This window comes from Hymenobacter sp. H14-R3 (genome assembly GCF_030063445.1).
Taxonomy (GTDB): Bacteria; Bacteroidota; Bacteroidia; order Cytophagales; family Hymenobacteraceae; genus Hymenobacter.
Window position 1 is genome coordinate 71,117 of sequence record NZ_JASITD010000014.1, and the last position, 22,956, is coordinate 94,072.

The 22,956-nt window shown below is 62.4% G+C and carries 20 protein-coding genes; 5 read left to right on the forward strand and 15 right to left on the reverse strand.

What is annotated here, in order from left to right; genetic code table 11:
- Nucleotides 1-51: 51 nt before the first annotated feature.
- Nucleotides 52-393: a hypothetical protein gene (locus QMK33_RS14005; protein WP_283565222.1), complete on the reverse strand. Its 342-nt coding sequence runs from the start codon at nucleotides 391-393 to the stop codon at nucleotides 52-54.
- Nucleotides 394-615: 222 nt separating this feature from the next.
- Here QMK33_RS14005 and QMK33_RS14010 point away from each other — a divergent pair, with 222 nt between their 5' ends.
- The 5 genes from QMK33_RS14010 (at nucleotide 616) to QMK33_RS14030 (ending at nucleotide 8,762) form a co-directional block, all read left to right on the forward strand.
- A complete protein-coding gene (locus QMK33_RS14010; RefSeq protein WP_283565223.1) occupies nucleotides 616-1,095 on the forward strand; it encodes a hypothetical protein in 480 nt (159 codons plus the stop codon).
- 133 nt (nucleotides 1,096-1,228) lie between these two features.
- Nucleotides 1,229-1,759 carry a hypothetical protein gene (locus QMK33_RS14015; protein ID WP_283565224.1) on the forward strand — a complete coding sequence of 177 codons (531 nt, stop codon included), beginning with the start codon at nucleotides 1,229-1,231 and terminating at the stop codon, nucleotides 1,757-1,759.
- A 94-nt stretch (nucleotides 1,760-1,853) separates the two neighbouring features.
- Nucleotides 1,854-3,683, forward strand: coding sequence for a molecular chaperone HtpG (gene htpG, locus QMK33_RS14020; RefSeq protein WP_283565225.1), 1,830 nt, complete (start codon nucleotides 1,854-1,856; stop codon nucleotides 3,681-3,683).
- Nucleotides 3,684-3,916: 233 nt separating this feature from the next.
- Complete coding sequence (locus QMK33_RS14025) at nucleotides 3,917-5,539, forward strand: carboxylesterase/lipase family protein (RefSeq protein WP_283565226.1); 1,623 nt, start codon at nucleotides 3,917-3,919, stop codon at nucleotides 5,537-5,539.
- Between the two features lie 181 nt (nucleotides 5,540-5,720).
- A complete protein-coding gene (locus QMK33_RS14030) occupies nucleotides 5,721-8,762 on the forward strand; it encodes an AsmA family protein (protein WP_283565227.1) in 3,042 nt (1,013 codons plus the stop codon).
- A gap of 83 nt (nucleotides 8,763-8,845) precedes the next feature.
- Here QMK33_RS14030 and QMK33_RS14035 read toward each other — a convergent pair whose 3' ends face one another.
- The 14 genes from QMK33_RS14035 to fumC form a co-directional block, all read right to left on the reverse strand.
- Nucleotides 8,846-9,448 carry a thioredoxin family protein gene (locus QMK33_RS14035; RefSeq protein ID WP_283565228.1) on the reverse strand — a complete coding sequence of 201 codons (603 nt, stop codon included), beginning with the start codon at nucleotides 9,446-9,448 and terminating at the stop codon, nucleotides 8,846-8,848.
- A 72-nt stretch (nucleotides 9,449-9,520) separates the two neighbouring features.
- On the reverse strand, nucleotides 9,521-10,936 hold the full coding sequence (locus QMK33_RS14040; RefSeq protein ID WP_283565229.1) for an efflux transporter outer membrane subunit: 1,416 nt from the start codon (nucleotides 10,934-10,936) through the stop codon (nucleotides 9,521-9,523).
- Between the two features lie 228 nt (nucleotides 10,937-11,164).
- On the reverse strand, nucleotides 11,165-14,326 hold the full coding sequence (locus tag QMK33_RS14045) for an efflux RND transporter permease subunit (protein ID WP_283565230.1): 3,162 nt from the start codon (nucleotides 14,324-14,326) through the stop codon (nucleotides 11,165-11,167).
- A 112-nt stretch (nucleotides 14,327-14,438) separates the two neighbouring features.
- The gene (locus QMK33_RS14050) at nucleotides 14,439-15,608 is read right to left on the reverse strand and encodes an efflux RND transporter periplasmic adaptor subunit (protein ID WP_283565231.1); all 1,170 of its coding nucleotides are present in this window, start codon (nucleotides 15,606-15,608) and stop codon (nucleotides 14,439-14,441) included.
- 39 nt (nucleotides 15,609-15,647) lie between these two features.
- Nucleotides 15,648-15,911: a hypothetical protein gene (locus tag QMK33_RS14055; RefSeq protein WP_283565232.1), complete on the reverse strand. Its 264-nt coding sequence runs from the start codon at nucleotides 15,909-15,911 to the stop codon at nucleotides 15,648-15,650.
- A 203-nt stretch (nucleotides 15,912-16,114) separates the two neighbouring features.
- Complete coding sequence (locus QMK33_RS14060; RefSeq protein WP_283565233.1) at nucleotides 16,115-17,491, reverse strand: sensor histidine kinase; 1,377 nt, start codon at nucleotides 17,489-17,491, stop codon at nucleotides 16,115-16,117.
- Between the two features lie 87 nt (nucleotides 17,492-17,578).
- Entirely contained in the window at nucleotides 17,579-18,256 is a 678-nt protein-coding gene (locus tag QMK33_RS14065; RefSeq protein WP_283565234.1) for a response regulator transcription factor, read from the reverse strand.
- A 95-nt stretch (nucleotides 18,257-18,351) separates the two neighbouring features.
- A complete protein-coding gene (locus QMK33_RS14070) occupies nucleotides 18,352-18,843 on the reverse strand; it encodes a DinB family protein (RefSeq protein WP_283565235.1) in 492 nt (163 codons plus the stop codon).
- Nucleotides 18,844-18,929: 86 nt separating this feature from the next.
- A complete protein-coding gene (locus QMK33_RS14075; protein WP_283565236.1) occupies nucleotides 18,930-19,391 on the reverse strand; it encodes a DUF6970 domain-containing protein in 462 nt (153 codons plus the stop codon).
- Between the two features lie 127 nt (nucleotides 19,392-19,518).
- Nucleotides 19,519-19,938, reverse strand: coding sequence for a diacylglycerol kinase family protein (locus QMK33_RS14080; RefSeq protein WP_283565237.1), 420 nt, complete (start codon nucleotides 19,936-19,938; stop codon nucleotides 19,519-19,521).
- Entirely contained in the window at nucleotides 19,931-20,551 is a 621-nt protein-coding gene (locus tag QMK33_RS14085) for a GNAT family N-acetyltransferase (RefSeq protein ID WP_283565238.1), read from the reverse strand. Before QMK33_RS14085 ends, QMK33_RS14080 begins: the two co-directional genes overlap by 8 nt.
- Before the next feature lie 69 nt (nucleotides 20,552-20,620).
- A complete protein-coding gene (locus tag QMK33_RS14090; RefSeq protein WP_283565239.1) occupies nucleotides 20,621-20,806 on the reverse strand; it encodes a hypothetical protein in 186 nt (61 codons plus the stop codon).
- Nucleotides 20,778-21,308: a hypothetical protein gene (locus tag QMK33_RS14095; RefSeq protein ID WP_283565240.1), complete on the reverse strand. Its 531-nt coding sequence runs from the start codon at nucleotides 21,306-21,308 to the stop codon at nucleotides 20,778-20,780. The genes QMK33_RS14090 and QMK33_RS14095 overlap by 29 nt, the downstream gene beginning before the upstream one ends.
- Before the next feature lie 169 nt (nucleotides 21,309-21,477).
- Entirely contained in the window at nucleotides 21,478-22,881 is a 1,404-nt protein-coding gene (gene fumC / locus QMK33_RS14100; RefSeq protein ID WP_283565241.1) for a class II fumarate hydratase, read from the reverse strand.
- Nucleotides 22,882-22,956: the final 75 nt, after the last annotated feature.

Here is a 22,956-nt window from a genome sequence, read left to right on the forward strand (position 1 = left end):
TATAAATATAAAAGACAAAACACTGCGAATAGGTGGCTACCCTAGGGCAGCCTACGCCCGCGGGGGGCCGCGCAGGGCCGTGCTTCGCAGCACTGCCGCCAGGCTGGCCAGCTGGGCCGGCACGGCCAGCGGCTGGTAGTGGGCGCGTAGCCGCGGCTGTGGCACGCGTATCGGGAACGCCGCCACAAAGGGCGTATTGTAAAACTGCTCGGTATGGCAGTGGGTGTGCTGGGGGCTGGCCAGCGGCTGGCCAGTGGGGCGGTGGGTGGCCGCTACCTCAGTAGTGTGGCCGTGGCGGTGCAGCGCCAGCACCCACGCCTCGGGCAGCAGCGTCCGCACCAGGCAGAGCAGCAGCAGCAGGGCGAGGTAGGGGCGGAAGGCGAGCCGTAACACGGTAATAACCAAGTAAGCGCTACTGGATAGAGACAACTGCCGCGCAATGGTTGCATCGGTTCTGCAAAGTTAGGGGTAAGGAAACGTTGGGAGACTTATTTGTTGCAACAATGTTACAAAATAGGTCGTTTCGGGCTGAATACCGTAGTGCAGCGCCACCAGGCTGGCCGAGATACTCTGCTAGCCGCGTATCTTGGCCACCTCATACTATATAGCTACTTGATGCACCCTGTTTATTGGCGTAGGTTATGGCTGCTGGCGGGCTTGGTGCTGCTCATGGGCCGCGCCTGCGCCCAGGTGCCGGCCGCGCTGCTGGGCCAATGGGAGCTGCGCCAAATCAGCTTTGTGACCGACCAGGGGGCCGACCCCGCGCTGCTGGCCCGCATGGATAACCCCGAAGTAGCCGCCCTCAACCGGGCGGTAACTGCGGGAACCGCCCGCCTGCTGGTCACGTTTCGACCCGACGGCACCTATGCGTTCAGCATTGCCCGCCCCGGCCAGCCCGTTCGCAATGAAATAGGCACCTACTTCGTTCGGGACAATACGCTCTTCGCCCAGAGCCCAGCCACGGCGGGCGGCTCGTCGTTCGACCACCAGCGGCTTGTGCAGGTGGGCCGGCGCAAGCTGGTAGTGGAGTTTCTGGTGGGCGAGGAGCTTCCCGGCGTACTGGAGGAGGTAGAATACCGCCGCCCCAAGTACTAATTACCGCATGGTTACTACTTGAATTCAAGTACTACTACGTCCATTTTAAGCGCGTTTGCGTATATGTGCCGCTCCGCTGCTACCCTGGTGCTCAGCCAGCTGCCACTACTAAAGATGAAGGCAGAATAAGTTTATGATTATTAACACGATAGAGGAGTTTTGCGTACAAAATGACGAGCCCCTGAACGTGGCGCGGGTGGCGTGGGTGGGTGGCCGCAATATGCGCTACTTTCAGCGCGCCTTTACGCAGCTGCAACGCGTGCTTACCCACCTTGGCGTGGGCCGCGTAGTGCTGGACCTCAACGCGTTGCCCGACGTGTCGGTGTATGACCAGTTGTGGCTGAGCACCAGCTTCATGCCCACCCTGATTAAGCTGCCGCTGCGGCAGATGGTGGTGGTGCTCTCGGGCCAGCGCATCTACAACCAGCACGTGCTGGAGGGCCTGCTGGTCGCCGTGGCCAAAACCATTCCGTTCGACGTGCAATTCTTTACGAATGCAGACGCTGCAATGGCCTGGCTTACTGATGATTCGCCGCAGCTGCCCGCACTGCTTGCCGAGTGGGCCAGCGGCTGCGGCAATGCCTATAACGCGCCCAGCGGAGTAGCCGAGCCCCGCGCCCACTACCAGCGCCGCGCGCGCGCCGACTGCCAACCTGGCAGCTAGCCACACCTTGGAACAGCCTTTGAATTGAAAGGCTGGCTAGCGGGCCCTGCCTGTTAGTCAGCCTTTTATTATTTCACTCAGTTATTTCTTTCCGATGTCCGAAACCGGCTCCATCTCCATCCATACCGAGAACATCTTCCCCATCATCAAGAAGTTCTTGTATTCTGACCACGAGATTTTCCTGCGCGAGCTGGTCAGCAACGCCGTTGATGCCACCCAAAAGCTGCAAAGCCTGGCCCGCCAGGGCGAGTTTAAGGGCGAGCTGGGCGAGCTGAAAGTGCGCGTAACCGTGGACAAAGAAACCCGCAAAATCACGGTATCGGACCACGGCCTGGGCATGAGCGCCGAGGAAATTAAGAAGTACATCAACCAGATTGCCTTCTCCGGGGCCACCGAGTTTGTGGAGAAGTACAAGGATACCGATGCCACGGCTAAAGACCAGATAATCGGGCAGTTCGGCCTGGGCTTCTACTCGGCCTTCATGGTGTCGAAAGAGGTTGAAATCTGGTCGAAGTCGTACCAGGAAGATGCGCTGACCGCCCACTGGACTTGCGACGGCAGCACGCAGTACACCATCGACGAGCCCACCGGCGAGCACGAAAAGGCCGAGCGCGGTACCGATGTGGTGCTGCACGTAGCCGACGACTCGGACGAGTTTCTCGAAGAAGCCCGCCTGCGCACCATTCTCACCAAGTACTGCAAGTTTTTGCCAGTGCCGATTGAGTTTGAGGGGGAGCTGATTAACGACACCACGCCCATCTGGACCAAGCAGCCCGCCGACCTCACCGACGAGGACTATAAGAAGTTCTACCAGGAGCTCTACCCGATGAGCATGGACGAGCCGCTGTTCTGGATTCACCTGAATGTGGACTATCCGTTTAACCTCACGGGTATTTTGTACTTCCCCAAGGTGAAGGATGAGCTGCAATTTTCGCGCAACAAGATTCAGCTGTACTCGCGCCAGGTGTTCATCACCGACGAGGTGAAGGACGTGGTGCCTGAGTTTCTGATGCTGCTGCATGGCGTAATTGACTCGCCCGATATCCCGCTCAACGTATCGCGCTCGTTTCTGCAAGCCGATGCCGCGGTGCGCAAAATCAACACCTACATCACCAAGAAGGTAGCCGATAAACTGGCCGAGCTATTCCGCAAGGACCGCCCCGCTTACGAGGAGAAATGGGCTGACATTGGGCTGTTTGTGAAGTACGGCATGCTCTCGGACGAGAAGTTTTACGAGCGCGCCAAGGACTTCGTACTGCTGAAAAGCGTGGACGGCACCCTGCGCACCCTCACCGAATACGCCGAGCACGTGCAGGCCAACCAGCAGGATAAGGATGGCAATACCGTGGTGCTCTACACCACCGATGCCGAGCAGCAGCACGGCTTCGTGGCCGCCGCTCAGGAGCGCGGCTACGACGTGCTGAGCCTCGACCACATGCTCGACCCGCACTTCATCGGCCAGCTAGAGCAGAAATTAGAGAAAACCACGTTCAAGCGCGTAGACGCGGCCACGGCCAGCCAGCTCATTGAAAAGGACGACGCCCAGGCCAGTGTGCTCAGCGACGACGACCAGACCAAGCTGAGCGAGGTGTTTGTGAACGCCATCAGCAACCCGGCCATGCACGTCAAAGTGGCGGCTCTCTCGCCGCAGGATGCACCGGTGGTCATTACCCAAAACGAGTTTATGCGCCGCATGAAAGATATGCAGCGCTCCGGTGGCGGCGGCGGCATGCAGATGTTTGGCGCCATGCCCGACTCGTTCGACGTGACCGTAAACGCCAACAGCCCGCTCGTGGCCAAGGTGCTCGCCGACGGCGGGGCCACCATTGCCAAGCAGGCGTTTGACCTGGCTTTGCTCACGCAGGGCATGCTGAAGGGCGAGGCCCTCACGGCCTTCGTAAAGCGCAGCACCGAATTGCTGTAAGCCGGCCGGCTCCCGGTCCGCCGGCGCAAGCTGGTCGACCAGAGGCCCCGGCCAAGCGCTGCTTTAGGGTAATTGACAGATTTTTAATTTGATAGAGGCCCCGTTGCCCAGCTGGCAACGGGGCTTTTTGCGTATAGCGCAAAGCTTCCGCCTTCGTGCGTGCGCGCCGCACGGCCCCGCCTGCTCGCTGCTCGCGCGCACGAAGTGGAAACTTCGCGCTACTACCTTTCGGCATGAAACTGCTCCTTTCCTTGCCCATTCTTTTCCTGACCTTGGTGGCCGCGGCCCAGAGCGGTAGCGACCTTCTCCATAACCAGGTGCAAACGGCCGGCGGCCGGCTGGCCGGTAGCACCGCGCCCAGCGGCATCCACGAGTTTAAGGGTATTCCCTACGCCGCGCCGCCGGTGGGCGGGCGCCGGTGGCAGGCCCCGCAGCCCGCCCCGAAGTGGGCCAACGTGCGGCCGGCCACCCAGTTTGGCCCGCGCGCCATGCAGCTGCCGCTATTTGGCGACATGAACTTTCGCTCGAATGGCGTGAGCGAGGACTGCCTGTACCTCAACGTGTGGACGGGTGCCAAAACGGCCCAGGAAAAGCGGCCGGTGCTGGTGTATTTCTACGGTGGCGGCTTCGTGGCCGGCGATGGCTCGGAGCCGCGCTACGACGGCGAGGCGCTAGCCCGGCAAGGCATCGTGACCGTGACGGTGAACTACCGCCTGGGCGTGTTCGGCTTTATGGCCCACCCCGAGCTCACCAAGGAGTCGGCGCACCACGCTTCGGGCAACTACGGCCTGCTCGACCAGGCGGCGGCTATTCAGTGGGTGCGGGCCAATATTGCGGCCTTTGGGGGTGACCCCCAGCACATTACCATCGGCGGCGAGTCGGCCGGCTCGTGGTCGGTGAGCGCGCAAATGGCCGCGCCGGTTTCTAGAGGCCTGATAGCCGGGGCCATTGCCGAAAGCGGCTCGCTGCTGGGCTTGCAGCCGCTGCCCACCCTGGCGCAAGGCGAGGAAACGGGCACGGCCTTCGGCGCGCGCGTGGGCGCTACCTCGCTGGCGGCGCTGCGGGCGCTGCCGGCCCAGCAGCTGCTGGAAGCCAGCGGCAAGCAGGGCGCGCCGCGCTTTGCGCCCGTGGTCGATGGCTACTTCCTGCCCCGCTCGCCGGCCGAGATTTTTGCTGCTGGCCAGCAGGCGCACGTGCCGCTGCTGGTGGGCTGGAACTCGCAGGAGATGGGCTACCAGCTGGTGCTTGGCCCGGCCGCACCTACCAGGGAGAATTACCAGGCTGCCGTGCAAAAGCTATATGGTGAGCAAGGAGCTGATATTCAGCGCCTCTACTCCGCCACCACCGATGCCGAGGCCGAGCAGGCTGCCACCGACCTGGCTGGCGACCGCTTCATCGCCTACAGCACCTGGAAGCTGACCGAGGCCCAGCTCCAAACCGGCGGCCAGCCCGTGTACCGCTACCTCTACGCGCGCCCGCGCCCGGCCATGACGCCCGCAATGGGCAGCGCCACCGCCAACCTGGCCGGCGGCGTAACCAAGGGCGACCCCAATGCCAAGCCCGCGCCGCTCGCCAAGGGCGCCGTGCACTCGGCCGAGATTGAGTATGCCCTGGGTAACCTACCCACCAATAAGGTATATGCCTGGACAGCTGATGATTACCAGGTATCCAAAACCATGCAGGGCTACTTCGCCAACTTCATTAAAACCGGTAACCCCAACGGCGCGGGTCTGCCCACCTGGCCCAAGGCCAGCCAGCAAAACGGCCAGCTGCTGCGCCTGGATGCCACCACCCAGGCAGTGCCCGACCAAACGCGGGCGCGGTATCTGTTTCTGGAGCAGCACGCGGGGAAGTAGTGCCCTGACGTAACCCATCTGAAAAGCCCCTTTGCTCCTCCGCAAAGGGGCTTTTTGCTGGATAAAACCCAGTCATTGGCAGAAAAAATGCCGCCGCCGGGTGCAATCGGCCTCCTTTTCGCGTTAAGCTGGGCTAGGCCGGCGCTTACTTTTGCCCAAAGGCTCTTCATTCTCTTCTGCGATGCGTAAAATTCTGCTTGGTTTTCTGGTGTTTGTTGTGCTGCTGGTGGTGGCACTGGTGGCCGCGCCGTTCTTGTTTAAAGACAAATTGCGGGCGCTGGCCGACCAGCAGATAGCCCAGCGCGTGCGGGCCAAGGTGCAGTACAACCCCGACGATATTGGGGTGACGCTGCTCAGCACGTTTCCCGATTTGGGCCTGGACATCAAGAACCTGCGCGTAATTGGCCTCGACTCGTTCAGCCGCGATACACTGGTGTACCTGCCCGATTTGAAAGTAGGCCTGGACTTGATGAGCGTTATCAAAGGCCAGCAGATTGCTATTAAGAGCATGGCCCTCGACCGGCCCGAGTTTTCGGTGAAGGTGCTCAAAAGCGGCCTGCCCAACTGGGATATCATGATTTCGGACTCGGCCGCCGCCGCCAAGGGCCAGGATACGAGCGCCGTGAACCTGGCCATTCGGGGCTGGGAAATCACCGACGGGCGGCTGCGCTACGAGGACCGCACCATCCCGTTCAGCATGGATGCGCGCGGCGTGAACCACAAAGGCAAAGGCGACTTTGCCCAGAACGTCTTCGACCTCACCTCCAACACGACCATTGACAAGCTCACGGCCAATTACGCCGGCATTAATTACCTGACCGACAAGCAAGTAGATGCCGCCATCGCCATGAGCATGGACCTGAACAAGAGCCTCTACACGTTCAAGGAAAACCAGGTGAAGCTGAATGACTTTCCGTTCAGCTTTGCGGGCGCCATTGGGCTGCCCAACGCCACGGATATCACCTATGACGTGACGTTTAAGGCGTTGAAGACCGACTTTAAGAACATTCTGAGTTTGGTGCCGGGCGTGTTCAACGCGCAGTTTAAGGATGTGGCGGCGAGCGGGCAGGTGGCGTTCAGCGGCTACTACAAGGGCGTGCAAAACAAGCTGCGCATGCCCGGCTACGGCGTGAACCTGACCGTGACCAACGGCCGCTTCAAGTACCCGCAGCTGCCGCAGGAGGCCAAGAATATCAACGTGGCGATGGTGGTGGATAACCCCTCGGGCTTTACGAACAACGTGAAAGTCAACGTGTCGAAGTTTCACCTCGACCTGGGCACCAACCCCGTGGATGGCAACGTGACCATCGACGGCCTGGCGCCCATGAAGGTGGATGGCCGCGTACGCGCCAACGTGAACCTGGCCGAGGCGCTGAAAGTGTACCCCGTGGCCGGCCTCACCATGCGCGGCCAGCTGTTTGTGGATGCCACCGGCAAGGGCACCTACTCGAAAACCCAGATGCCGGTGGTAAACGCCGCCATCAAGATGACCAACGGCTACGTGAAATCGGATAAGTTTCCGGCTCCGATTGAGGATATTAACCTGAGCGGTACGGTAGTAAATTCGACTGGCCAGGTGAACGATACCTACGTGAACCTGCCCCAGTTTCACATGATGCTGGAGGGCGAGCCGCTCGACGGCCGCCTGGCAGCCCACAACATCAACTCGCCCGTGTTCGACGCCAATGTAAAGGGCACCGTGGACCTCACCAAAATCACCAAGATTTTCCCCCTCGAAGGCATGACCGTGACGGGCCGCGTGAGCGGCGACATAGCCGCCGCCGGCAACATGGCCGACGTGGAAGCCGGCCGCTACCAGAACGTGAAGGCCAGCGGCACGGTGCAGGCTAAGAACGTGACTTACAAGAGCAAAGACCTGCCGCAGGGCGTGAATATCAGCAGCGCGGCGGGCACGTTCAACAACAACCAGATTGCCATTCAGAGCCTCAATGGCACGGCCGGCACCTCCGATTTTGCGGCCAACGGCACGGTGAGCAACTACCTGGGCTACCTCTTCACGCCCGGCCAGGCGCTGAAGGGCACGATGAACGTGACCTCGCACAACTTCAACGTGAACGAGTTTATGGTGGACCCGGTGAGTGAGAAATCGACTGCCACCGGCAAGGCCGCCCCCGCCAAAGCTACCGGCGTGGTGCCGATTCCGAAGTTCTTCGACCTGGTGCTCAACAGCAAGGTGGACAACGTGACCTACGACAACCTGAAGCTGACCAACGCCAGCGGAGCCGTGACGGTGAAGAACGAGGTGGCGACGCTCAAGGATTTGACCTTTAATACGTTGGGCGCAACGTTCGGTACCACTGGTAGTTACAATACCCAGGACCTGGCGCACCCCAAGTTTGACTTGGGGCTGAACATCAAGAACCTCGATTTTCAGAAGGCGTTTAGCTCCTTCAATACCATTAAGGCGCTGGTGCCGCTGGCCGCGCAGGTGCAGGGGATATTCGGCACCAACTTTAGCGTGAGCGGCGAAATGGGCCAGGACATGCTGCCCAAGCTGAGCACGCTGAGCGGCAAGGGCTTGTTTGACATCGTGAAAGCCAGCGTGTTGCAGTCGCCGGTAATGTCGCAGATTTCGAGCCTGACCACGCTGCCCGAACTCAAAAACCTGCAAGTGCTCAACAAGATTGTGGACGCCCAGATTGTGAACGGCAACTTCCTGGTGAAGCCCTTCGACCTGAACATCGGCGATGTGAAGATGACCGTGGGCGGCTCGAACAGCCTGGCCGGCCTGCTTTCGTACGTCACGGCCATCAACGCGCCCACCGGCAAGCTCGGTAACGCGCTGAGTGGCAAGCTCACGCAGCTCACGGGCGTGCAAAACATCCAGGGCACCGACCGCGTGACGCTGGGCCTCAACATCGGTGGCACCATGGCCAGCCCGGTGGTGAAGCTCACCAGCGGCAGCCTCAAGGACCAGGGCAAAGCCATTGTGACCAACGTGGTGAAAACCAAGCTCACCGATGCCCTCCTGGGCCTCGCCAATAAGAACAAAGCCAAGGGCGACAGCACGAATAAAGCCACCGCCACCGCGCAGCAAAACTCGCAGGAGCAGCTCAACCTGGAGATTCAGAAGAAGAAGCTGGAGGCGCAGGAAAAAGCCAAGCAAGCCATCGGCGCGGGGCTGAACAGCCTGTTTGGCGGCCGCAAAAAGCCCGCCGCGCCCGCCCCGGCCCCCGCGCCTGCCGACACGACCAAAAAGTAGCCGAATACGTTACCCACAGAAAAGCCCCGCGCTCTGGACGAGCGCGGGGCTTTTTTGTGGGTAACGTATTCGTTGACAACGACCTAGCTGAGACGCTGGAGCACTGCCAGCAATTCGTGCTGGGTGGTGCGGGTGGCGTCCTGGTCGTACCAGGCGTGCACCTGGGTCACGATTTCCTCGAAGGGAGCTTCGCGCGCTTTCAGGTCTTGCATGATGGCCTGCACGGGCGCCGGGCGCGGGCCCCACACGCCAGCCTCGGTAAGGGAGTCGGCGTGGAGGAATACGGTAATGGGAATGGCCCGGCCGCCGTTGGTGAGGTACTTGTCGATAAGCTCGGGGTGCGAATCGCGCAGGAAGTAGCGCGTTTCGAGCTGGCCGCCGCTAGCCTGGGCGATGGCCTCAAAGATGGGCACGGTCTGCGACGCATCGCCGCACCAGCCCTCCGTGATGATGGCCCAGAGGTATTTGCTAGTAAGCTGGTTGAGAACCGTTTGCAGCTCGGGTAGCACCACTACCGTGGGCGTAACCTTGTCCATGCGGTTGACACCCGCCTGGTAGTGCGGCAGTATTTTGGCTAGGTGCTCATCGGGCTGGGGGGTGGCCAGCGCGTCGGCAATGTGCTGGCGGTAGGCGGCGTAGGGGAGGCCGGTGGCCAGCTGGTCGGTGGTAAGAACGGGAGCAGACATAAAGCAGGGTGAATTGTGGGGTGTAACCGCCGAACCGCCGACAGTTCTAGCACTCCGCAGCCGGGTGGGGCCCTATTGCACGCCGCCGCCCAGGGCGCGGTACAGGGCCACGGCTTGCAGCAGCTGGCTGCGGCGCAGCTCGGCCAGGCTTAGCTCGGCGTCGAGCACGCTGCGCTGGGCCGTGATGATTTCGAGGTACGTGGCGTAGCCGGTGTATTGCAGTAGGCTGGCGGTTTCTACGGCGCGGCGCAGGGTTATTACTTCCTGGCGGCGCAGCACCACGGCGCTGTCGTAGTTGGCCACGCCCCGCAGGCTGTTGGTGACCTCGCGCACGCTGGTTTGCAGGGTTTTCTGGTAGGCGAAGTAGGTTTCGAGGCTGGCCGCGGTGGCGCGGTTGCGCTGGGCGCGCAGCGCCCGGCGGTTGAGAATGGGCGCGCTGAGGCCACCCAAAATACCCGCCACTATCGAGCTGGGCTCAAACAGCAGCGACGCCCGAAAGGCGTTGACCCCGGCGTAGGGCGTGAGGGTGAGGGCCGGCAAAAAGGCGGCGCGGGCCGCGTCGAGGTCGGCCCCGTTGGCGGCCAGGTTCAGCTCGGCTTGGCGCACGTCGGGGCGGCGCAGCACCAGGCGGGCGGGCACGCCGGCCAGCAGGCGGGCGGGCACCTGCACATCGGCCAGCTCGGCGGGGCGCGCAATGCGGCCCGGGTAGCGCCCCAGCAGCTGGTTGAGCTGGTTTTCGGTTTCCACCACCCGCTGCCGGGTTTCAAAAACCAGGCTGCGCGTGCGCAGCACCTGCGCCTGAAACTGCTGCACGGCCAGCTCGGTGGCGCGGCCGGCCAGCTTCTGCACCTTGGTAATCTCGAAGGCCCGCTCCTGCAACACGAGGTTGCGCTGCAAGGTAGCCAGCTGATTGTCAAGCGTTAGCAGCTCGTAGTAGTTATTAGCTACCTCGGCTACAATGCCCGTTACTACGAGCTGCCGGCCCTGCTCGGAGGCCAGCAGGCGGCCCTGGGCGGCATTGCGCAGGCTGCGCAGGCGGCCCCACAGGTCCACCTCCCAGGTGCTACGCAGCCCCAGGAAATAGTCGGGCGTGACGCTGGTGGGTACCATCTGCCGCCCGTCGATATTCTGCGAGAGGTTGGTGTCGTAGTTGCCCACGCCGGTCATGGTGTAGCGGCCGTAGCGGTCGTAGCCCGCGGTGGCAGTGGCGTTGACGGTGGGCAGCAGGGCGGCGCGGCGCTCCAGCACGTTGGCGCGGGCCTGCTCTACGCGCTGAATGGCCTGGCGCAGGTCCAGGTTTTGCTGCAAAGCCGTGTCGATGAGGCCGATAAGCGTGCGGTCGGCGAAGAACTTGCGCCACGGCAAATCGCCGATGCTGGCGCTATCGCCCACGGCGGGGTAGCCGTAGGTGCCGGGCAGCGGGGTGGCGGCCGGGTAGGTGTGGGGCGCAGCGACCTGGCAGGAACCCAGGGCTAGGGTAATTACCAAGGCCGCGTAGGCTCGCCGACTGTGGGACCCCACCCCCGGCCCTTCTCCGCTTAATGCGCGGCATCCTCCGGGAGAGGGGAGCCTGACGACTTCTTTCTTATTAAGAAATGAATTTAAAAACCGTGAAAAAAGCATCAGAATCAAATAATTGAACTTAATAATCGTCAGGCTCCCCTCTCCCGGAGGGGAGGAGCCGGGTGTGGGGCCGGGGGTGGGGTGCCACGGGCGCTAGGCGTGCGCCGCCTCCGCTTCTTCCTCCACGGCTTCGGTCACCGGCTCGGGCTTCTCCACCTTTATCATGCCCGCAAAAATGACGTAGAGGCCCGGCACCAGCAGCAGGCCGAAGGCCGTGCCCAGCAGCATGCCGCCCGCCGCCGCCGTGCCGATGCTGCGGTTGCCCAGGGCGCCCGCGCCGTCGGCCACTACCAGCGGCATCAGGCCCAGGATAAAGGCAAACGACGTCATCAAAATCGGCCGCAGGCGCGAGAGCGTGCCCTCGATAACGGCATCGAACACCGAGGCCCCGGCGCGCCGCCGCTGCTCGGCCACCTCAATGACCAGAATGGCATTTTTGCCCAGCAGGCCGATGAGCATTACCAGCGCCACCTGGGCGTAGATATTGTTTTCGAGCCCCAGAATTTTCAGGAACAGGAAGGCCCCGAAAATGCCCGTGGGCAAGCTCAGCAGCACCGGCATGGGCAGCAGAAAGCTCTCGTACTGCGCCGCCAGAATGAGGTACACGAACACGATAACGAGCGCGAAGATGTAGAGCGCCTGGTCGCCCGACAGCACCTGCTCGCGGGTCATGCCGCTCCACTCGAAGGTGAAACCCTTGGGCAGCACCTTCTTAGCAGTTTCCTGCACCGCCTTGATGACGTCGCCGGTGCTGTGCCCGGGGGCGGCATCGCTGCTCACCATGGCCGAGGTATACATATTGTAGCGCGTGAGCTGGTCGGGGCCGTACACGCGCTCGAGGCGCACGAAGGTGGAGTAGGGCACCAGCTCGCCGCGGTTGTTTTTCACGTACAGCTTCAGCAAGTCGTCGGGGTTCACGCGGTACTCGGGTGAGGCCTGCACCATCACCTTATACAGCTGCCCGAAGCGGATGAAGTTGGAGGCGTAGTAGCTGCCAATCAGCGTTTGCAGGGTGCTCATGGCCTGGTCCACGGTCACGCCCTTTTTGGCGGCCTGCTCCTGGTCCACATGAATGAGGTACTGCGGAAAATTAGCGTCGTAGTTGGTGAAGGCGTTGCCGATGGCCGGCGTTTTGTCGAGGGCCATAATAAAGTCCTTGGTCACGGTGGCCGTGCGCTGCAAGTCGCCGGTGCCCGACTTGTCGAGCACGCGCAGCTCCACGCCGCTGGCGTTGCCGAAGCCCGGCACCGAGGGCGGCGGAAAAAACTCGATGCTGGCATCCGAAATGCCCTTGGTTTTTTCGCGCAGCTCGACAATCAGCTCATCCACCGATTGGTTGCGCTCCTCCCAGCCCGCCAGGTTAATCATGCCCATGCCGTAGGTCGAGCCCGCCACGTCGTTGAGCAGGCTGTAGCCGGCCAGGGTCGAAACCGATTCCACGGGCTTGAGCTTGGCCGCGATTTTTTGAATCTCATCCAGCACCTTTTCGGTGCGCTCCACGGTGGCCCCGGGGGGGGTGGTCACGTTCACGTATATCATGCCCTGGTCTTCGGTGGGGATAAAGCCGGCGGGCAGAATGGCGCTCGTGCCCCAGGCCAGCCCGATGAACATCAGCAGGGCCCCCAGGGTGATGAGGCGGCGGTTGGCCACCGCGCTCAGCACGCGCTTGTAGCCGTTGGCCAGCCCGTCGTAGCGCTTGTTAAACCAGATGAAAAACCGGCCCATCAGGCCCGGCTTTTTGTCGTGGTCCACTTCCTTGAGCAGCAGCGCGCACAAAGCCGGCGTAAGGGTCAGGGCATTAATAGCCGAAATCAAAATCGCCGAGGCCAGCGTGAGCGAAAACTGCCGGTAGAACACGCCCACCGGACCGCTCAAAAACGACGTGGGTACAAATACTGCCGTCATTACCAGCGTAATAGCCACAATGGCCCCGCTGATTTCGTGCATGGCCGCGAAGGTGGCTTCGCGGGGGCCCATGTGCTCGTTGTGCATTTTGGCGTGCACGGCCTCCACCACCACAATGGCGTCATCAACCACGATGCCGATGGCCAGCACCAGCGCAAACAGCGTGAGCAGGTTGATGCTGAACCCCAGCGCATTCATAATAGCCAGCGTGCCGATGAGGGCCACCGGCACCGCCAGCGCCGGGATGAGCGTGGAGCGGAAATCCTGCAAAAACACGAACACCACAATAAACACCAGGATGAACGCCTCGACCAGCGTTTTGAGCACCTCGTGAATACTGGCATCCAGAAAGCGCGACACGTCGTAGGCCACGCTGTAGGTCATGCCGGGCGGGAAACTGGTGGCTTTCAGCTCGGCCATGCGCGCCTTCACGCCCGCAATTACTTCGCTGGCGTTGGAGCCGGGGCGCTGCTTGAGCATGATGGCCGCCGAGGGCCGCCCATCTTCCTTCGACACCATGCCGTAGCCCAGCGAGCCAAACTCGACGTCGGCCACCTGCTTGAGCTTCAGCACCGAGCCGTCGGGGTTGGCGCGCAGCACAATGTTGCGGTACTGCTCGGGCTCAAACATTTTGCCCGTGTAGCGCAGCACGTATTGCAGGGCGTGGGCCTTGCCGCCCGAGCTTTCGCCCGATTTGCCGGGGGCAGCCTCCACGTTTTCGGCCCGGATGGCGGCCACCACTTCCTCGGCGCCCACGTTGTAGGCGGCCATGCGGTCGGGCTTCAGCCACACGCGCATCGAGTATTCGCGGGCACCCATTATCTCAGCCAGGCCCACGCCGTTGATGCGCTTGAGCTCCTGCAAGATGTTGATATCGGCGTAGTTATAAATAAACTTCTCGCCGGCCGCCTTGTCGGTGCTCGTGATGTTGAGGTAGAGCAGCATCGAGTTTACCTCCTTTTCGGTGGTCACGCCGGCCTTGATTACCTCCTCGGGCAGCTCGTCCACCACGGTTTGCACGCGGCCCTGCACGGCCACGGCGGCCAGGTCGGGGTCGGTGCCCACCTCAAAGAAAACTTCGATGAGCGTGGTGCCATCGTTGCTGTTCACCGACGTCATGTAGGTCATGCCCGGCACGCCGTTGATGGAGCGCTCCAGGGGCGTGGCCACGGCCTTGGCGCACACCTCGGCGTTGGCCCCGGTGTAGTGCGCCGTCACGGTTACGGAGGGCGGCACAATGTCAGGAAACTGCGTGATGGGCAGCTGAAACAGCGCCAAGCCTCCCAACAGGGTTATCAGCAGGGAGATAACCAGCGAGAGCACCGGGCGGCGAATGAAGATATCGAACATAGAACTTGGTAGTCAACTAGGATTCGTTTGTCATGCTTTGACTCCGCTGCGCTGCGCGGACGCCAGATGAGCATGACAAACGTTGTGTTATTAGGCAGCTACTTGTTAAGCCCTACCGCACCTTAGCCACCGCCGACGCTTCTGCCTGTGGCAGCTCGGCCTTGCGGGGCACCACTTTCTGGCCGTCTTTCACCTGCTGCATACCCTCGTACACCACGCGGTCGCCGGGCTGGAGGCCGCTTTTCACCACGTAGTCGTCGCCGGTGCGGGTGCCGGGCACGAAGGCGCGCGTGTGGGCCACGTTGTTGCTGTCGAGCAGGTACACGTAGCTCTTGTCCTGCACTTCAAACACCGCCTTTTGGGGCACCAGCAGCGCGGCGGTCACCACGTTGGTGAGGCGCACGCGGCCGGTAGCGCCGTGCTTGAGCAGGCGCTGGGGGTTGTCGAAGCGGGCGCGGAAGGCGATGGAGCCGGTGTTTTCGTCAATCTCGCCCTCCGAGGTTTCGATGTAGCCGGGGTAGGGGTAGCGGCTGCCGTCGGCCAGCACCAGCGCGATGGTGTCGGAGCGGCTCTGCTCGGGGTGTTTTTCGCGCAGCTTCACAAACGTGAGGTACTCGTTTTCCGGAATCTCGAAGTAGGCAAATACCTGGGTCAAATCCGACACGGTCGTGAGCAGCGTGGTTTCCTCAATCAGACTGCCCACCTTGAGCGGAATGCGGTTGATAACGCCGTTGAAGGGCGCGCGCACCAGCGTGTAGTTGAGATTGAGGCGGGCCGTGCTCTGGGTGGCGCGGGCCTCGGCCACGTGGGCGCGGGCGGTGCGCAGGTTGGCGTGGGCCAGGTCGGCCTCGGTAGCGGCAATAATGTTTTTGCTCACCAGCAGCTGTACCCGGCCCAGCTGCACCTCAGCGGCGGCCACCTCGGCCAGGGCGCTGCTCTCGGCGGCGCGGGCGTGGGCCAGCTGGTTTTTATACTCGCTGGCCTGAATGCGAAACAGGGGCTGGCCCTTCTTCACAAACTTGCCCTCATCCACATAAATAGCTTCGAGAAAGCCGCGCACCTTGGCCCGCACCTCCACGTTGCGCTCGGCCTGAATATCGGCTACGTGCTCGCGGAACAGGCGCTGGTCGGTGGTTTGCAGGGCCACCACCGGCACCTGGGGGGCCGCGTCGGCCTTGGTGCCTTCGGCCTGGCCTTTGCCGCAGCCACTCAGCAGCAGCCCGCCAGCCACGGCTGCCAGGGAAAAAGGACGAAGAAGCACGCGGCGAAATAAGGAATTCATACTAAAAGAAAAATGAGCAAGCAAAAAGCCCCCGGCCGGCTACTGGGCCGAGGCGGTGGGCAACATGGCCGGCGGCGTGGGCCGCAGCGCCAGCAGGCTGTCCTGCTGCTGGTGGTCGGACTGGCAGCGGGCCAGCAGCCGCTGCGTCAGGCGCAGGTCGGCTTCGGTTTCCTGCAAGTCCTCGTAGTCGGCCGTGGCCGGCGCGCGGCTATACAGCAAGAAGCCATTGAGCATCAGCGATAAAGCTAACGCCCCCGCCAGCAGCAGAGCCAGGAAATTCAACGACCGAATTGGATTGAGCATGAGCAAGCGGGGCAGTGGCAACTGCCCACAAAGCACCACCCGCGACATTAAAACGGTATGAGAACGGTATTAGAAAAGATGAAAAGGCAGTGAAGGCAGTAGCGCGAAGTTTCCACTTCGTGCGCGAGCGCAGCGAGCAGGCGGCTTAGGACGGCGCGAACGATTATACTCGCTGCGCTCGCGCACGAAGTGGAAACTTCGCGCTACACCGGCGAGGCCGGCAGCCACACCGTGGCCGTAGTGCCCTGGCCCACGGCCGAAACCAGCTCCAGCCGGCCCTCGTGGCGGCGCACAATGCGCTGGGTAAGCGGTAGGCCCAGGCCGTAGCCGGGGCGGCCCATGGCCCCGGCGGCGCGGTATAGCGGCTCGTAAATGTGGCTCAGCTCGTCGGGGCTGAGGCCGGGGCCGGCGTCGGCCACGCGCACGCGCAGGGTGGCGGGGCCGTCGTAGGCCAGCTCGGCCAGCACGAGGCCGGCCGAGTACTTGGCGGCGTTATCGAGCAGGTTGAGCAGGGCCGTGGTGAGCAGCTCGGCGTTGCCGGGCAGCATAAACACATCGGCCTCGGCCTCGGCTGGCAGCGCCCCAAACGCGAGCCGAAACTCGCGGCCGGGGTATTTGGCGCGGGCAAAATCGAGGGCTTGGCCTAGGCACTCATCAAGGCGTACGGGGCCGAAGGGCGGCAGCGTGCCGTCGGCCTTGGCCAGGGCCAGCAGGCTGGTGGTGAGGCCCTGCAAGTGGCGGGCGGCATCGAGCGACTGGGCCAAGCTCTCGCGGGCGTCGGGCAGGGTGGCGTCGTAGGCCAGGGCCGTTTCGAGGGTGCCGGTGAGGGTGGTGAGGGGCGTGCGCAGCTCGTGCGAGGCATGGGCCAGGAAGCTTTTTTGCGACTCAAACGCCTGCTCCAGCCCCGCCAGCATGGCGTTGAAGGCCCGCGCCAACTGGGCCAGCTCGTCGCGCCCGTTGCCCTCCGACAGCCGCCGGCCCAGGTTGGTGGCCGAAATGCGCCCCGCCTGCCGCCCAATGCGCGCCACCGGCGCCAGCGCCGCGCCCGCAAAGTACCAGCCCGCTAAAATGGTGAGCGCCAGCGCCCCCACGTTGCCCAGCAGCAGCAGCAGGCCCAGTTGCTGCTGCCGCGCCCTACCCACCTGGTCGTCGGCCGACACAAAAATGGCGTACTGCTCGCCTTCGTGGTCGTAGGGCCGGCCCACCGCCTCGCGCCGCCCGCCGGCCCCGAAGCCCGTGAGCTGGCCCGGCCGCAGGCTGCCCAGCCGCGCCCGGTTGGGGCCCTGGTCAATGTTGTCGGCGCTGCTGTAGCGCAACTCGCCGCCCGGCCCGTAAATGCTGATTTGCTCCTCGGGCAGCGTCAGCAGGTCGCGGCGGCGCAGGCTGCCCAGCCGCCCGGTTTCGAGCTTGCCGGGCCTGATGAGCAGCCGCCCCGCCAGCGTGGCGCTGGTGCCCAGCCGGTGCTCAAAGCGCTGCGCCCGCGTGCCAGCATTGAAGTAGTAAATGAACGCCGAGAAGCTGACCTGAATGGCCAGCACCACCAGCGTAAAGCGCAGCATCAACTTATTGCGAATCAGCATACTAAGGGAGGTAGCGTGGACTCTGCGAGTCCGCGCGTTGAACAGCACTGAAACGACCTATGCGCGGACTCGCAGAGTCCACGCTACCTACCCCTCGCGCATCACGTAGCCCATGCCCACCACGGTATGAATGAGCTTGGGCGAAAAATCGCGGTCCAGCTTCTTACGCAAGTAGCTCACGTACACGTCGATAACGTTGGTAGTCGTATCGAAGTCCAGGTCCCAGACGCGCTCGGCAATATCCACGCGCGACACCACGCGGCCGCGGTTGCGCAGCAGGTGTTCCAGCAGCGAGTACTCGCGGGTGGTGAGGGCGATGCGCTGGCCGGCGCGGGCCACGGTTTTGGCATCGAGGTCGAGCACGAGGTCGGCCATGCGCAGCTCGCGGCGTTCGCCGCTGGCGGCCGCGTAGCGCTGGGTGAGGGCGCGGGCGCGCATTAGCAACTCTCTGAATTCAAAGGGTTTAACTAAATAATCATCGGCCCCAGCCGCAAAGCCGGCCTCCTTATCGTCGAGGCTGTCGAGGGCCGTGAGCAGCAGTACGGGCACCCGCCGGCTGTGCGCCCGAATGCGGCGGCACAACTCCACACCGTTCACGTAGGGCAGGTTCACGTCCAGTATCACCAGGTCGTAGGGCTGCTGCTCGTAGAGCGACCAGCCCGTGCGCCCGTCGTAGGCCACGGTGAGGTCGTAGCCCTCGTGGGCAAAGCCTTTTTTGACGAACGAGGCCAGCGGCGGCTCGTCTTCGACCAACAGAATTTTCATAAATTACAACGAACTACGCATCCTATACGGCCCCAACGAAAACAGGCTGCCCCGCAATCAAGTGCGAAGCAGCCTGCCAAAAACGGGCGCGCAGCTTACAACTGCGGGGTCACCTGGCCGGCTTGCTCGCGGCAGTAGGTGATGAAGTCGGAATTGACGGGCTCCAGCCCGCCTTCGCGCATCTTCACGGCCACCTGGCCGCGGTGGTAGCTGGCGTGCATCACGCAGTGGGTCAGGATGTCGCTCACCTGCGAGTCGAAGGCATCACCCTGAGAATTAGCGTATTGAATGTGGCGCAGCAGCTCCGTTTCGTCGGCGTTGGCGCAGAGGTCGGCAAAGGCCTGCGAGGTTTGCTCGTGCCAGTGGTGCAGGCCGGCGAGGTCGTGCTCCTGCCATACTTTAAGCGGGCTGGCCGTGCCCGAAAGGCGGGCAATCCAGATGGCCTGGGCATTGATGACGTGGCTGAAAATGCGCAGCGCCGGCTGCGGCGCTTCCTTGCCCGCAGCTACCGACGAGTCGAGGCGGCGCAGCAAAGTTTCGTTGGCCCACACGTTGAAAACGCCGAGCTTGGCGATGGTGTTAATCATGAAGAAAGGCAAAAATTGGGTTTGAAATGCAAAAGAACGTCATGCTGCGCTTGCCGCAGCATGACGTTCTTTTGAGATAGCCTACCTCAGCGGGGGTCTTGCCACACCAGCTGTTCGTTGGTCTTGCGCTTGTCGAAGTTGCCGCAGCGCCCATCACCCTTGCCCGTGATGCCGCCTTCGGGGTGGCATAGTATTTTACCCTTCGGGTCGTAGAGCGTCGATTGCTGGTTGCAGCACGGAGCCGACTCGTAGTACACCGTTTCGCCCTCAAACTGATAGCGCGTAACCCGAATAATGGGGTTGCGCTTGCGCGTAGCCAATATCTTCTGGATGCGGTTTTGCAGCCACGCGGGGCGGGCCGTGCTGTCGAGGCGCATATCGCGGGCGGGCACGGCATCCACGGTGTTGGTGCTGGTGGGCGCGGGCGTATTGGGCTGGCTCACAAAGCCTTCGGAGGGCGGCGTGGTGGGGGTATTCACTACCACATCCTGCTGGCAGGCCCCCAGCAACAGGGTGAGGGCGATAAGTGGAATAGACGAACGACGCATAGCGGAGGGGTAGTAAGGCACAGGTAAAAAGTGCTTAGCCTTACGCCAACCAGCCTAAATAGTTGAAAAGCGTGCCGTAAGCTTCAGCTTGCCGTTGAGCTAGCAGGTGCAGCCACCCACCGGCCAGCTAAAGCTTACTGCCCAGCGCCCACACCTTGGGCCCGAACACGCAGCCGCCCACCACCAGCGCGGCCAGCGCGGCCAGCAGCACGGCCCCGGCCGCCACGTCTTTGGCTCGCCCCGCCAGCGGGTGGTAGCCCGGCGACGCCAGGTTGGTGAGTGCCTCAATGGCCGTGTTGAACAGCTCAGCGGCCCACACGCTGCCCACGGCCAGCGCCACCAGCGCCCATTCGGTCGGGCTCAGCCCAAAAAACCAGCCCACCCCCAGCACCACCGCCGTGGCCACGGCGTGAAACTGCAAGTGTACCTCGGTGCGCAGGGCCGCCCCCACGCCCCGAAACGCGTGCCCGAAGCTGGCCGCCCGGCGGCGCAGCAGTCCCGGCCGGGCCGCCGGGCGGGCCACATCGGCCGCCCCCGGCTCAGACATTGTATTCGGCAAAGGTGGTGCGGCGCAGCTCGTGCCACTCGGGCCGCAAGACGCTGAAAATGACCGTGTCGCGCCGGTAGCCGTCGTGCAAAATGCGGTGGCTGCGCAGGGTGCCCTCCTCGGTGGCCCCCATGCGGCGCATGGCGTTTTGCGACTGCTGGTTGCGGCGGTCGGTTTCCAGCTCCACGCGCTCGCAGCCCAGCTGGTCGAAGGCGTAGCCCAGCAGCAGGTGCTTGGCCGCCCGGTTGAGGCCAGTGCGCTGAAAATCAGTGCCTATCCAAGTGTAGCCCACGCTCAGCTTGTCGTTGTCGAGGTCCAGGTTGTAGTAGCTGGTGCTGCCCGCCAGCCGCCCCGTAGCCCGGTCGATAATGGCGAATGGGTAGCGCTGCCCGGCCTGCCGCGCCTGCGTGGCCGCCGCAATGTAGGCCGCCAGGCTCACCGTATCACCGGCGCGGGTAACGGTGAATTCCCAGATTTCGGGCGCAAAGGCCACGAGCTTTAACTCCTCAAAATCAGCGGCTTCGAGCGGGCGTAGGCGCACGCGGCTGTTTTCCAGTACCAGGTTTTGGGTGAAGTCGAAGGGCATAGCTAGTAGCGAATAGTGAAGCTGCAAAGATGCAAAAAAACAAAGCCGCCCGGCACAGGGCCGGGCGGCTTTTACGGGGCCAACGGGCCGCCAATGCTAAAACGAGTACGTGTAGCCGGGGATGGTAACGGGGTTGAGGCGATAGTATTCTTCCCCATTAGGGCCGATAAAATCTAACTCGGCCTCGCCAGGCGCAAAAACCGGGCGCGCGGCTTTGCGGGCCTCCCGAACGGCTTGCCGCAGGTCGATTTTTTTAGAACGCTTCCCGGAAAATGTTTTCATAACGCGCGATAATCTGTTTTTTGAGCAACTGGTTGGCTGCTACCCCATTGGGCAATATGAAGATAGTGCTGTTTTTGGGCCTGGTAGTTACGGTAAAACGCAACGGATTGATTTTCAATTCCAGCATGCGCTTGTAAAGCCGAAACCGCTTGGTACTCTCGTCGCTGGTTTCATTCATCATCGCGGCGGCAATAAAGCCAAAGCAGGCTTGCGGGTCGTGGCGTAGCACCTCGGCCAGAATGGCCAGCACAGTGCCGCCGAGCTTGCCCGCCGCCTGCTGGTTGGTGCGCAGCCGGTAGCGGTTGACGTTCTGCACCTTGGCATAAAAGTCGGCCGTGTAGAGATGGTTGGTGTAGGCATGAATCTCTACCAGATACTTCCGCCGCGAACTCGGCGTGTGCATGAAAAACTTGTAGATATCGACAAATACCCAGCTTTCCCGCCCCATTGTGCTGTTGCGGTTGCGCTGCACCAGGCGGTAGGGGAGAACGGTGTTAAACAATGGGGTGAAGGTGCTGAGTATGAGAATGCAAAGAAAATAAAGAACGTCCTGCTGCGCTTGCCGAAGCACCTCGCTCGCATCGCTGAGGAGTTAATCCTAGCGGTGCGGCAGAGGTGCTTCGGCAAGCGCAGCAGGACGTTCTACAGTCTGCTAACAGCTTGATGGAAAATTACTTAATCTCGCCCACCATGTCCTCGGGCTTCAGCCACTGGTCGAAGTCCTCGGCCGTCACGTAGCCGAGCTGGATGGCGGTTTCCTTGAGGGTCGAGCCGTTTTTGTGGGCCGTTTGGGCAATTTCGGCGGCCTTGTAGTAGCCGATGTGGGGGTTGAGGGCCGTTACCAGCATCAGGCTGCTATCGACGTGCTTTTTGATATTGGGCAGGATGGGCTCGATGCCCATGGCGCACTTGTCGTTGAAGGCTACGCACACGTCGCCGAGCAGGCGGGCCGAGTGCAGGAAGTTGTAAATCATGACGGGCTTGAATACGTTCAGCTCGAAATGGCCCATGCTGCCGCCCACCGTAATGGCCACGTCGTTGCCCATTACCTGGGCCGAAACCATCGTCATGGCCTCGCACTGGGTGGGGTTTACCTTGCCGGGCATGATGCTGCTACCGGGCTCATTATCAGGAATATGAATCTCACCGATGCCCGCGCGCGGGCCGCTGCTGAGCATCCGGATGTCGTTGGCGATTTTCATCAGGCTCACGGCTACCAGCTTGAGCGCGCCGTGGGTTTCCACGATGGCGTCGTGGGCGGCCAGGGCCTCAAACTTGTTTTCGGCCGTGACGAAGGGCAGGCCCGTAAGCTCGGCAATGTACTTGGCCACGTTTTCGGAGTAGCCGGGGGGCGTGTTGATGCCCGTGCCCACGGCCGTGCCGCCCAGCGCCAGCTCACTCAAGTGGCTGAGCGTGTTGTTGATAGCCCGCAGGCCGTGGTCGAGCTGCGAGGCGTAGCCCGAAAACTCCTGGCCCAGGGTCAGCGGCGTGGCATCCATGAAGTGCGTGCGACCGATTTTCACCACGTGCTTGAAGTCTGCCGACTTCCGGCGCAGCGTGTCGCGCAGCTTCGTGATGCCCGGTATCGTGTTCTCTACCAATATCTTGTAGGCCGCGATGTGCATGGCCGTGGGGAAGGTGTCGTTGCTCGACTGCGACTTATTCACGTCGTCGTTGGGAGCCAAAAACTTCTTCTCGTCGCTGAGCAGGCCGCCGTGCAGCACGTGGCCGCGGTAGGCAATCACCTCGTTCACGTTCATGTTGCTCTGCGTGCCCGAGCCCGTTTGCCACACCACCAGCGGAAACGAGTCGGCGAGCTTGCCGGCCAGAATCTCGTCGGCCACTTGGCCAATGAGGGCGGCTTTGTCGGCGTCGAGCACGCCGGCATCGCGGTTGGTGAGGGCAGCGGCCTTTTTCAAATAAGCGAAGGCGGCGATAATCTCCTTCGGCATCTTGTTGATATCCTGCGCGATGGGGAAGTTTTCGATGCTGCGCTGGGTTTGGGCGCCCCAATAGGCGTCGGCGGGCACTTGCACCTGGCCCATGGTGTCTTTTTCGGTCCGAAACTGGCTCATTCTGAGTAGGGTATGAGGGGGTGAGGGTAGGCGGGTAGGAAGGGGTGGGGCCAGCGCGGCCCTGCCGAAACCCAG